Origin of the sequence: Streptomyces sp. NPDC005706 (assembly GCF_040631045.1) — a bacterium.
Lineage (GTDB): Bacteria > Actinomycetota > Actinomycetes > Streptomycetales > Streptomycetaceae > Streptomyces.
Genome location: NZ_JBEXYS010000005.1, coordinates 345,836 through 357,437, shown reverse-complemented (window position 1 = coordinate 357,437; position 11,602 = coordinate 345,836). Strand labels below are relative to the sequence as shown.

At 73.2% G+C, this 11,602-nt stretch carries 11 protein-coding genes; 9 read left to right on the top strand and 2 right to left on the bottom strand.

The features are described 5' to 3' along the window. The first annotated feature begins 132 nt into the window (after nucleotides 1–132). On the top strand, nucleotides 133–1,647 hold the full coding sequence (locus ABZ478_RS12895; protein ID WP_359548169.1) for a 3-hydroxyacyl-CoA dehydrogenase: 1,515 nt from the start codon (nucleotides 133–135) through the stop codon (nucleotides 1,645–1,647). Then, nucleotides 1,644–2,231: a TetR/AcrR family transcriptional regulator gene (locus ABZ478_RS12890; RefSeq protein WP_359548167.1), complete on the top strand. Its 588-nt coding sequence runs from the start codon at nucleotides 1,644–1,646 to the stop codon at nucleotides 2,229–2,231. Before ABZ478_RS12895 ends, ABZ478_RS12890 begins: the two co-directional genes overlap by 4 nt. 46 nt (nucleotides 2,232–2,277) lie before the next feature. On the opposite strand, the gene ABZ478_RS12885 is transcribed toward ABZ478_RS12890, so the two are convergent. Beyond that, nucleotides 2,278–2,760 (bottom strand): Lrp/AsnC family transcriptional regulator, encoded by a 483-nt coding sequence (locus ABZ478_RS12885; RefSeq protein ID WP_358929840.1) that lies wholly within the window; start codon nucleotides 2,758–2,760, stop codon nucleotides 2,278–2,280. A gap of 190 nt (nucleotides 2,761–2,950) precedes the next feature. Between ABZ478_RS12885 and pdhA the strand changes: the two genes are divergently transcribed. From pdhA to ABZ478_RS12850, 7 genes are read left to right on the top strand one after another with little or no spacing between them, the layout of a single operon-like run. Beyond that, nucleotides 2,951–4,096, top strand: coding sequence for a pyruvate dehydrogenase (acetyl-transferring) E1 component subunit alpha (pdhA, locus tag ABZ478_RS12880; RefSeq protein ID WP_359548165.1), 1,146 nt, complete (start codon nucleotides 2,951–2,953; stop codon nucleotides 4,094–4,096). After that, nucleotides 4,093–5,097 carry an alpha-ketoacid dehydrogenase subunit beta gene (locus ABZ478_RS12875; protein ID WP_359548162.1) on the top strand — a complete coding sequence of 335 codons (1,005 nt, stop codon included), beginning with the start codon at nucleotides 4,093–4,095 and terminating at the stop codon, nucleotides 5,095–5,097. Before pdhA ends, ABZ478_RS12875 begins: the two co-directional genes overlap by 4 nt. Then, nucleotides 5,097–6,407 carry a dihydrolipoamide acetyltransferase family protein gene (locus tag ABZ478_RS12870; protein ID WP_359548160.1) on the top strand — a complete coding sequence of 437 codons (1,311 nt, stop codon included), beginning with the start codon at nucleotides 5,097–5,099 and terminating at the stop codon, nucleotides 6,405–6,407. The genes ABZ478_RS12875 and ABZ478_RS12870 overlap by 1 nt, the downstream gene beginning before the upstream one ends. A 46-nt stretch (nucleotides 6,408–6,453) precedes the next feature. Then, nucleotides 6,454–7,365, top strand: coding sequence for an NTP transferase domain-containing protein (locus ABZ478_RS12865; RefSeq protein WP_359548158.1), 912 nt, complete (start codon nucleotides 6,454–6,456; stop codon nucleotides 7,363–7,365). Continuing rightward, nucleotides 7,362–8,708 (top strand): molybdopterin molybdotransferase MoeA, encoded by a 1,347-nt coding sequence (locus ABZ478_RS12860; protein ID WP_359548156.1) that lies wholly within the window; start codon nucleotides 7,362–7,364, stop codon nucleotides 8,706–8,708. Before ABZ478_RS12865 ends, ABZ478_RS12860 begins: the two co-directional genes overlap by 4 nt. After that, nucleotides 8,705–9,802, top strand: coding sequence for a potassium channel family protein (locus ABZ478_RS12855; RefSeq protein ID WP_359548153.1), 1,098 nt, complete (start codon nucleotides 8,705–8,707; stop codon nucleotides 9,800–9,802). Before ABZ478_RS12860 ends, ABZ478_RS12855 begins: the two co-directional genes overlap by 4 nt. Nucleotides 9,803–9,849: 47 nt before the next feature. Then, nucleotides 9,850–10,830, top strand: a complete 981-nt coding sequence (locus ABZ478_RS12850; RefSeq protein WP_359548151.1) for an NAD(P)H-quinone oxidoreductase — start codon at nucleotides 9,850–9,852, stop codon at nucleotides 10,828–10,830. Nucleotides 10,831–10,889: 59 nt separating this feature from the next. Here the strand turns inward: ABZ478_RS12850 and ABZ478_RS12845 are convergent, their stop codons facing one another. Beyond that, a complete protein-coding gene (locus tag ABZ478_RS12845) occupies nucleotides 10,890–11,492 on the bottom strand; it encodes a hypothetical protein (RefSeq protein ID WP_359548149.1) in 603 nt (200 codons plus the stop codon). Between the last annotated feature and the right edge of the window lie 110 nt (nucleotides 11,493–11,602).

Below are 11,602 nucleotides of genomic sequence, written 5' to 3'. Positions count from 1 at the left end.
CTTCCTCGAGTTCATGACCTGGGCGGAAACAGAGGCAGGAACGGGCGGACAGGGCTAGAGTAACCGAACGATCGGTCGGGACAAGGGGGCCTGCCGCATCTGTGGACAACCCCGTGCGGGAGGATCGCGCACATGACAGCACTCGACCTCAGCAGCCCCGTGGCCGTCGTCGGCACCGGCACCATGGGCCAGGGCATCGCCCAGGTCGCGCTGGTGGCCGGCCATCCCGTACGGCTCTACGACGCCGCGCCCGGACGGGCCCGGGAGGCGGCCGACGCGATCGGCGCCCGCCTCGACCGGCTCGTGGAGAAGGACCGGCTCACCGCCGCCGAGCGGGACGCGGCCCGTGCCCGGCTCACTCCGGCGGAGAACCTTGCCGAGCTGGCCGACTGCTCGCTGGTCGTTGAGGCCGTCCTGGAGCGGCTGGAGGTCAAGCAGCGGCTCTTCGGCGAGCTGGAGGACGTCGTCTCCGAGGACTGCCTGCTCGCCACCAACACCTCGTCCCTGTCGGTGACGGCCATCGGCGGGGCCCTGCGCAGCCCCGGCCGCTTCCTGGGCCTGCACTTCTTCAACCCGGCCCCGCTGCTGCCGCTGGTCGAGGTCGTCTCCGGGTTCGCCACCGACGTCACGTCGGCCACGCGCGCGTACGAGACCGCGCGTGCCTGGGGGAAGGCCCCGGTGGCCTGCGCGGACACCCCCGGCTTCATCGTCAACCGCATCGCCCGGCCGTTCTACGCCGAGGCGTTCGCGGTGTACGAGGCCCAGGCCGCGGACCCCGCCACCATCGACGCCGTCCTGCGTGAGTCCGGCGGCTTCCGGATGGGCGCGTTCGAGCTGACCGACCTGATCGGGCAGGACGTCAACGAGTCCGTCACCCACTCGGTGTGGCAGTCCTTCTTCCAGGACGTCCGCTTCACGCCCTCCCTCGCCCAGCGCCGCCTCGTGGAGTCCGGCCGTCTCGGCCGCAAGGCGGGGCACGGCTGGTACGACTACGCCGAGGGCGCCGAGCGCCCCGAGCCGCACACCGCCGAGAAGCGGCAGCCGCCGGCCCACGTCGCCGCCGAGGGCGGACTCGGGCCCGCGGCCGAACTGCTCACCCTGATCCGCGAGGCGGGCATCCCGGTCCGCGAGGAGGACGAGGACCACGGCACCCGCCTGCTGCTGCCCAGCGGCGGCCAGCTGGTGCTCGCCGACGGCCAGACGTCCGTGGAGTTCCGCGACGTCGTCTACTTCGACCTCGCCCTCGACTACCGCCGGGCCACCCGCATCGCGCTGTCCGCCTCCCAGGACACCTCGCCGGCGACCCTCGCCGAGGCCATCGGTCTCTTCCAGGCGCTCGGCAAGGACGTCAGCGTCATCGGCGACGTCCCCGGCATGATCGTCGCCCGTACGGTCGCCCGGATCGTGGACCTCGCCCACGACGCCGTCGCCAAGGGCGTGGCCACCGAGGAGGACATCGACACCGCGATGTGCCTCGGCGTCAACTACCCGCTGGGCCCATTCGAGTGGAGCCGCAGGCTCGGCCACGGCTGGGCCTACGACCTCCTGGACGACCTGCACCTGCGCGACCCCTCCGGCCGGTACGCGCCGTCCCTCGCGCTCTACCGTCACGCGTACGCCACAGACAAGCGGGAGGGCACCTCATGACCACCGCCAAGCGCGACACGTACACCCCCGAGACGCTGCTCTCCGTCGCCGTGCAGGTCTTCAACGAGCGCGGTTACGACGGCACCTCCATGGAGCACCTGTCCAGGGCCGCAGGCATCTCCAAGTCCTCGATCTACCACCACGTCAGTGGCAAGGAGGAACTGCTGCGGCGGGCCGTCAGCAGGGCGATGGACGGGCTGTTCGGGATCCTCGAGGAGGAGCCCGCGCGCGTGGGGCGGTCCGCCGACCGGCTCGAGCACGTCGTACGGCGCATGGTCGAGGTGCTCATATCCGAGCTGCCGTACGTGACGCTGCTGCTGCGGGTGCGCGGCAACACCGAGACCGAGCGCTGGGCGCTGGAGCGGCGCCGCGACTTCGACCACCGGGTCGCCGGTCTGCTGAAGGCCGCGGCCGCCGACGGGGACGTACGCGGTGACGTGGAGGTGCGCCTGGCCACCCGTCTGGTCTTCGGGATGATCAACTCCATCGTGGAGTGGTACCGGCCGGACAGCCGGGGCGTCAGCGGCCGTGAGGTGGCCGACGCGGTGGTCCGGCTCGCCTTCTCGGGCCTGCGGCAGGACTGAACCCGCCGGTCCGCGCCGGACGCGGGGCCCTCGGCGCACCCGGTGATCAGGTCTCCGGCTCGGTGTCCTCCTCCTCGAACACCAGCAGGGTGCGGGTGCTGAGCACCTCGGGGATCGCCTGGAGCCGGGTGAGGACCAGCTCGCGCAGCGCCCTGTTGTCGGGCGTGTGCACCAGGAGCAGGACGTCGAAGTCGCCGCCCACCAGGGCGATGTGCGAGGCGCCGGGCAGCTGTCTGAGCTGCTCGCGGACCGTGCGCCAGGTGTTCTGGACGATCTTCAGTGTGATGTACGCCGAGGTGCCGTGCCCCGCCCGCTCATGGTCCACGCGGGCGCTGAACCCCCTGATCACCCCGTCGTCGATGAGCCGGTTGATGCGCGCGTAGGCGTTGGCGCGCGAGACATGGACGCGTTCGGCGACGGACCGTATGGAGGCGCGGCCGTCCGCCTGCAGGATTTTCAGGATGTCCTGGTCGATCGCGTCCAGCGGTCGGGCCGGCGGGGCGGCGCCGTCCTGCGGCCCGTCGGCCATTTGTTCAGCTGTCATGTCCCCCCGCTTCACCGTCGTGGACGTCCTGCATTCATTGCAGGATGTGGAGAACCGTTTGTCCACAGCCTGCCCGGGCCTGTAGCCAAAATGTGCCGGCGACCGAACAATCGGTAGGTGAGGCGGGTCACAGCCGACACGTCTCCTGTAGCCACTCCCACGAGGAGGTGCCGTCATGACGGTCATGGAGCAGCGGGGCGCGTACCGGCCATCGCCGCCGCCCGCCTGGCAGCCCCGTATGGACCCCGCGCCGCTGCTGCCCGACGCCGAGCCGTATCGCGTCCTCGGCACCGAGGCGGTCGCGAAGGCCGACCCGGACCTGCTGCGCCGGCTGTACGCACAGCTGGTGCGCGGCCGCCGCTACAACACCCAGGCCACCGCGCTGACCAAGCAGGGCCGCCTCGCCGTCTACCCCTCCACCACCGGCCAGGAGGCCTGCGAGGTCGCCGCCGCCCTGGCCCTGGAGGAGCGCGACTGGCTGTTCCCCAGTTACCGCGACACCCTCGCCGTCGTCGCCCGGGGCGTGGACCCGGTCGAGGTGCTCACGCTGCTGCGCGGCGACTGGCACAACGGCTACGACCCCCAGACCCACCGGGTGGCTCCTCTCAGCACCCCGCTGGCCACCCAGCTCCCGCACGCCGTCGGTCTCGCGCACGCCGCCCGCCTCAAGGGCGACGACGTGGTCGCGCTGGCCATGGTCGGCGACGGCGGCACCAGCGAGGGCGACTTCCACGAGGCACTGAACTTCGCCGCCGTCTGGCAGGCGCCGGTCGTCTTCCTGGTGCAGAACAACGGCTTCGCCATCTCCGTCCCGCTCGCCAAGCAGACCGCGGCGCCCTCGCTGGCCCACAAGGCCGTCGGCTACGGCATGCCGGGCAGGCTGGTCGACGGCAACGACGCGGCCGCCGTGCACGAGGTCCTCAGCGACGCCGTGCGGCGGGCGCGGGCGGGCGGCGGACCGACCCTGGTGGAGGCGGTGACGTACCGCATCGACGCGCACACCAACGCCGACGACGCCACCCGTTACCGCGGCGACTCCGAGGTCGAGGCCTGGCGGGCGCACGACCCGGTCCAGCTGCTGGAGCGGGAACTCACCACGCGCGGCCTGCTCGACGACGCCGGCCTCGAGGCCGCCCGGCAGGACGCCGAGGAGATGGCCGCCGACCTGCGGGAACGCATGAACCAGGACCCCGAGCTCAACCCCATGGACCTCTTCGACCACGTCTACGCCGAGACCACCGCGCAGCTGCGCGAGCAGCGCGCCCAACTGCGCGCCGAGCTCGAGGCCGAGCAGGACGGCCAGGAAGGCGACCTTCGATGACCACCGTCGCCGTCAAGCCCGCCACCATGGCGCAGGCCCTCACGCGCGCGATGCGCGACGCGATGGCCGCGGACTCCAGCGTGCACGTCCTGGGGGAGGACGTCGGCACCCTCGGCGGGGTCTTCCGCGTCACCGACGGGCTCGCCAAGGAGTTCGGCGAGGACCGCTGCACCGACACCCCGCTCGCCGAGGCGGGCATTCTCGGCACCGCCGTCGGCATGGCCATGTACGGCCTGCGCCCGGTGGTGGAGATGCAGTTCGACGCCTTCGCCTACCCGGCGTTCGAGCAGCTGATCAGCCATGTCTCCCGGATGCGCAACCGCACGCGCGGCCGGATGCCCCTGCCGATCACCGTCCGCGTGCCCTACGGCGGCGGCATCGGCGGCGTCGAGCACCACAGCGACTCCTCCGAGGCCTACTACATGGCCACCCCGGGTCTGCACGTCGTCACCCCGGCGACGGTCTCCGACGCCTACGGGCTGCTGCGCCAGGCCATCGCCTCCGACGACCCGGTCGTCTTCCTGGAGCCCAAGCGGCTGTACTGGTCGAAGGACTCCTGGAACCCCGAGCGGCCCACGGAGGTGGAGCCCATCGGGCGCGCGGTGATCCGGCGGTCCGGTACCAGCGCGACACTCATCACCTACGGCCCGTCCGTGCCGGTCTGCCTGGAGGCCGCCGAGGCCGCCCGGGCGGAGGGCTGGGACCTGGAGGTCCTCGACCTGCGCTCCCTGGTGCCGTTCGACGACGAGACGATCTGCGCGGCCGTGCGGCGCACCGGACGTGCCGTCGTCGTGCACGAGTCGACCGGGTTCGGCGGTCCGGGCGGCGAGATCGCCGCCCGTGTCACCGAGCGCTGCTTCCACCACCTGGAGGCCCCGGTGCTGCGGGTGGCCGGCTTCGACCTTCCCTATCCGCCGCCCATGCTGGAGCGGCACCACCTGCCCGGCGTCGACCGCATCCTGGACGCCGTGGCCCGCCTGCAGTGGGAGGCCGAGGGCTGATGGCACAGGTGCTGGAGTTCAAGCTGCCCGACCTCGGCGAGGGTCTCACCGAGGCGGAGATCGTCCGCTGGCTGGTGCGGGTCGGTGACGTCGTCGCCATCGACCAGCCGGTCGTGGAGGTCGAGACGGCCAAGGCGATGGTCGAGGTCCCCTGCCCCTACGGCGGCGTGGTCACCGCCCGCTTCGGCGAGGAGGGGGCCGAACTGCCCGTCGGCGCGCCACTGCTGACGGTCGCGGTGGGCCCCGCCACGGCCGGTGAGGACGCCGGCTCGGGCAACGTCCTCGTCGGCTACGGCACCTCCGAGGCCCCGGCGCGACGGCGCAGGGTGCGCGCGACCGGTGCCAACGGGCACGTGAAGCAGGCCGTTGGGGCACCGCCCGCGCCCGCCCCCGAAAGCGCCACCGCCCCCGTGCCCGTCGAGGGACCGGTTCCCGTGATCTCTCCACTGGTGCGCCGGCTCGCCCGGGACGGCGGCCTCGACCTGCGGGAGCTGTCCGGGTCGGGCCCCGAGGGGCTGATCCTGCGCGCCGACGTCGAGAACGCCCTGCGCGCCAAGGACGCTCCCGCTCCTGTGACGGCGGAGCCCGCCGCACCGGTGTCCGCGGCCGCGCCGGCCCGCGACGGACTGCGCGTCCCCCTCAAGGGCGTCCGCGGTGCCGTCGCCGACAAGCTCTCCCGCAGCCGCCGGGAGATCCCGGACGCCACCTGCTGGGTCGACGCCGACGCGACGGAACTGATGCGCGCGCGGGCCGCGATGAACGCCGCCGGAGGACCGAAGATCTCCCTCCTGGCGCTCCTCGCCCGTATCTGCACCGCCGCCCTCGCCCGTCACCCCGAGCTGAACTCCTACGTCGACACCGAGGCCCGCGAGGTCGTCCAACTCGACCGAGTGCACATCGGGTTCGCCGCGCAGACCGAACGCGGACTGGTCGTCCCGGTCGTGCGGGACGCCCACACGCGCGACGCCGAGTCGCTGACCGCGGAGTTCACCCGGCTCACCGAGGCCGCCCGAACCGGCACGCTCACCCCCGGGGAACTCACCGGCGGCACCTTCACGTTGAACAATTACGGCGTCTTCGGCGTCGACGGCTCCACCCCGATCATCAACCACCCCGAGGCGGCCATGCTCGGCGTGGGGCGGATCGTCCCCAAGCCGTGGGTGCACGAGGGCGAACTGGCCGTGCGCCAGGTCGTGCAGCTCTCCCTCACCTTCGACCACCGGGTGTGCGACGGCGGTACGGCGGGCGGTTTCCTGCGGTACGTCGCGGACTGCGTGGAGCAGCCGGCGGTGCTGCTGCGCACCCTGTGACCTACGCCGGGTCCATAAGGAGGACCCGAGAGGACATACTCGGGGGGTGACCGAGAACGCCCCCGCCGCACCCGGGACCGCCGCGCCGTACGACGCCGTCGTGCTGGCCGGCGGTGCCGCCCGGCGGCTCGGCGGTGCCGACAAGCCCGCGGTGCGGGTCGGCGGCCGGGCGCTGCTCGACCGGGTGCTCACGGCCTGCGCCGGCGCGGCCACGACCGTCGTCGTCGCCGGTGCCCGTCCCACCGCCCGCCCGGTGCGCTGGGCGCGCGAGGAACCGTCCGGCGGCGGCCCCGTCGCCGCGCTGGAGGCCGGGCTGCGGCTGACGACCGCCGAATACACCGCGGTCCTCTCCGCCGACCTGCCGTTCCTCGAAGCAGTCACGCTGGAGCGGCTGTTGGCGGCTCTGCGGGACACCGGAGCCGACGGCGCGCTGCTCACCGACGCCGAAGGCCGGGACCAGCCGCTCGTGGCCGCCTACCGCACCGCCGCGCTGCGCCGTGAACTGGCGGCCCTCGCCGCCGGGCAGGGCGGGCTCACCGGGCTGCCCCTGCGGCGGCTGACCGGCGCCCTCGAGCTCACCCGCGTCCCGGACCCGCTCGCGTCCTTCGACTGCGACACCTGGGACGACATCGCCGACGCCAGGGCACGCATCAGGGAGCATGGGCACGTGTTGGATGAATGGATTTCCGCAGTCAAGGACGAGCTGGGCATCGACCTGGACGTCGACACCGGTCTCCTGCTCGACCTGGCCCGCGACGCCGCACACGGCGTGGCCCGGCCGGCCGCGCCGCTGACCACCTTCCTCGTCGGCTACGCCGCCGCACGGGCGGAGGGCGGCCCCGAAGCCGTCGCCGAGGCCGCCCGCAAGGCCGCCGCGCTGGCGCTGCGCTGGGAGGAAGAGAGCAGCGGGGGCGATCAGGGCGGCGCCGGGGGCGCCCCCGCCACGGACCCGCGATGACTCCCGGCACCCGGGCCGGAGCGCCCGCCGAGGACAGCGACGACCTCGACGTCGAGGAGGCCCTGGCCCTCGTGAGGGAACCCAAGGACGACGCCCAGCCCGCCACCGCCGCCACCCCCGACGAGCGGCGGCACGAGCGGCACCGGGCGACCCCCTGGCCCCGGGCCCGGGAGATCGCCGCCCGGGCCGCCCGCTCCGGCAGCCGCCGCACCCCCGTCTCCGTCCCCCTCGCCGAGGCCCTCGGCCTGGTCCTTGCCGCCCCTCTGGACGCGCTCACCGATCTGCCCTCCTTCGACACCTCCGCGATGGACGGCTGGGCGGTCGCCGGACCCGGCCCCTGGGCGGTGCGTGAACAGGGCTCGCTCGCCGGCCACGCGCTGCCCGGGCCGCTCACCGACGGCGAGGCGGTCCGCATCGCCACCGGCGCCCGTATCCCGGCCGACACCACCGCCGTGCTGCGCACCGAACACGGCCGCACGGACACCCAGGGGCGGCTGCACGCCACCCGAGAGATGAACCACGGCCAGGACATCCGCCCCCGCGGCCAGGAGTGCCGCAGCGGCGACCAGCTGCTCCCGGTCGGCACCCTCGTCACCCCCGCCGTGCTGGGCCTCGCGGCGGCCGCCGGATACGACACCGTCACCGCCGTCGCCCGCCCCCGCGTCGAGGTCCTGGTGCTGGGCGACGAGTTGCTCACCGAAGGACGCCCGCACGACGGACTGATCCGGGACGCGCTCGGCCCCATGCTGCCGCCCTGGTTGCGCGCGATGGGCGCCGACGTCATCGGTGTACGCCGGCTGGGAGACGACGCCAAGGCCCTGCACAAGGCGCTCACCGGCTCCCGGGCCGACCTCGTCGTCACCACCGGCGGCACCGCCGCCGGGCCCCTCGACCACGTCCACCCCACCCTGGAGCGCATGGGCGCCGAACTCCTCGTCGACGGAGTCAAGGTGCGCCCCGGCCACCCCATGCTGCTGGCCCGCACCAAGGAGAACCAGCATCTCGTCGGCCTGCCCGGCAACCCCCTGGCGGCGGTCTCCGGCCTGCTCACGCTCGCCGAGCCGCTGCTGCGCACCCTCGCCGCCCGTACGGCCCCGGAGCCGTACACACTGGGGCTCGGCGAGGCGGTGCACGGGCATCCGTACGACACCCGGCTCGTTCCCGTGGTGCTGCGCGGCGACCGCGCCGTGCCGCTGCACTACAACGGACCGGCCATGCTGCGCGGGATCGCCGCCGCGGACGCGATGGCCGTCGTGCCGCCGGGCGGGGCGCAGCAGGGGGAGGAGACGGAGCTGCTGGACCTGCCATGGGCGGCAGCCGGAATCGGGGTGTGTTTCACGTGAAACTTCCGGGTCATGACGCCATTGCCCGCCGTGCGGACGAGCATCTGGTGGCCCAGCGGGTGCAGCTCCCGAGGGCGGTGGTGGAGCGCCCGATCCGCCAGGTGGTCAAACGGCTGCTCATGGCCCTGCTGGTGCTGGTCGCCACCGCGTTCGTCGTCTACGCGGATCACGACGGCTACCACGACAACTCCGACGGCTCCGTGGACCTGCTGGACGCGTTCTACTACGCGACCGTCACCCTCTCGACGACCGGGTACGGCGACATCACCCCGGTCAGCGATGGCGCCCGGCTCACCAACATCTTCGTCATCACGCCCCTGCGGGTGCTGTTCCTGATCATCCTGGTCGGCACCACGCTGGAGGTCCTCACCGAACGCACCCGGGAGGAATGGCGCCTGAACCGCTGGAGGTCCACCTTGCGCGACCACACCGTCGTCATCGGCTACGGCACCAAGGGACGGTCGGCCATCCAGACCGTCTGTGCCACAGGTCTGAAGGCAGAGCAGGTGGTCGTGGTCGACCCCAGCTCCAAGGCGGTCGACGCCGCGACGGCCGAGGGGTACGCGGGCGTCATAGGCGACGCCACCCGCAGTGATGTGCTCAGGCGGGCCGAGGTGCACAAGGCGCGGCAGATCATCATCGCCCCGCAGCGCGACGACACCGCCGTGCTGGTCACCCTGACCGCCAGGCAGCTCAACCGGAGCGCGAAGATCGTGGCCGCGGTCCGTGAGGAGGAGAACGCCCCGCTGCTGAAGCAGTCGGGAGCCGACGCCGTCGTCACCAGCTCCGGCGCGGCCGGCCGGCTGCTCGGCCTGTCCGTGCTCAGCCCGGCCGCCGGCATGGTGATGGAGGACCTGATCCAGCAGGGCAGCGGTCTCGACATCATGGAACGGCCCGTGGTGCGGGCCGAGGTGGGCAAGGGCCCGCGCGAGACGGACGACCTCGTGGTCAGCGTGGTACGCGGGCACCGGGTGCTCGGCTACGACGACCCGTCCATCGGTTCCCTGCAGCTGACGGACCGCCTGATCACCATCGTCCGCGCGAGCCCGGGCGCCCACGTCACCCCGCATCATCGTCCGCTGCCGACCGACTGAGCGGGCCTGCCCCGGGGTTGGCGCCGATGAGGAGTAGCGTCACGGGCATGCATGCGATCACGATTCCCGAACCTGGTGGGCCCGAGGCGCTGGTGTGGGACGAGGTCCCCGACCCCGTGCCCGGCGAGGGCGAAGTACTGGTCGAGGTGGTGGCCAGCGCCGTCAACCGTGCAGACATCATGCAGCGGCAGGGCTTCTACGACCCGCCGCCGGGCGCGTCCCCGTATCCGGGCCTCGAGTGCTCCGGAAGGATCGCCGCGCTCGGCCCCGGGGTCTCCGGCTGGGCCGTGGGCGACGAGGTCTGCGCGCTGCTCGCGGGCGGCGGCTACGCCCAGAAGGTCGCCGTGCCGGCCGGGCAGTTGCTGCCCGTGCCCGAGGGCGTCGAACTGAGGCAGGCGGCCGCGCTGCCCGAGGTGGTCTGCACCGTCTGGTCCAACGTCTTCATGGTCGCCCATCTGCGTCCGGCCGAGACCCTGCTGGTGCACGGTGGTTCCAGCGGTATCGGCACCATGGCCGTCCAGCTCGCCAAGGCCGTCGGAGCCAGGGTCGCGGTGACCGCCGGGACGAAGGAGAAGCTGGACTACTGCGCCCGGCTGGGCGCGGACATCCTGATCAACTACCGCGACCAGGACTTCGTCGCCGAGATCAAGCAGGCCACGGACGGCGCGGGCGCCGATGTCATCCTCGACAACATGGGCGCCAAGTACCTGAACCGCAACGTCCAGGCCCTCGCCGTCAACGGCCGGCTCGCGATCATCGGCATGCAGGGCGGCGTCAAGGGCGAGCTGAACATCGGCACGTTGCTGAGCAAGCGGGCCGCGATCAGCGCGACCTCGCTGCGGGCCCGTCCGCTGAGCGAGAAGGCCACGATCGTGGCCGCCGTACGCGAGCATGTGTGGCCGCTGCTGACCGGGGGGCACGTCCGTCCGGTCGTCGACCGCGAGCTGCCCATGCCGGAGGCGGCCGAGGCGCATCGGGTGGTCGAGGGGAGCGGCCACATCGGCAAGGTGCTGCTGGTCGCGCCGTAACCCGCACGGCCGCAGCCGCTGACGGCACCGGTTCGCGGTCCTCGGACCGGTCGAACCGGTCAGGTACGGCGGATCCGCAGGCCCAGGAACGCCAGACCCAGTCCGAGACCGACGAGGACCAGCCCGGTCCCCAGCGGCAGGATCTCCAGCGTCGGCTCGGCGGGAGCGGCGTCCTGGCGGACGTCGTTCTGCGCCGCGGTCTGCCGCGGGGGCCGGGCGGGATCCAGCCCGGCCTCCTCGGGCGGAGCGGACGCCGTCGGCGTCACGGCAGGGATGTCGGCGGTCTCCGGCTCCTGCGGACCGAAGGGGTCGGGAGCCCCGGTCACCGTCCCGGAACCGTCGTCGCCCTCCTCCTCGGCGGCCGGCCCGTCCGGGCGGCCGGGACGCATCCGCCCCTCACCGGCCCTGCTCCCGGCCCGCGACGGCTCGGCGGCCGGATCGGAGTGGGCGTGGGGGCGGGACGCGGAGTGCGACGCGGCCGGGGAGGCGGAGGCCAGAGCGGCCGGTGTGACCGGCGTGGTGGGCCGGGCCGCGGGCGCGGACGGATCCGGCGGCGCGGCCTGCGCGCCGTACGCGGCGGGCGTGCCGTACACCGGCACCGCCGCCACGAGGGCGAGCAGCAGTGGTACGAGGCGGAGCGTGAATCGCAGCCATGGAGTCACGTCGGTGACCTCCCGGAGCCCAGTCGTCGAACATCGACGCAAGCCAGCCTCACATCGTGGGGCACACCGGGCATTTCTGATTGCGCCGTCGGAGCTAAAGGGCGGATTCG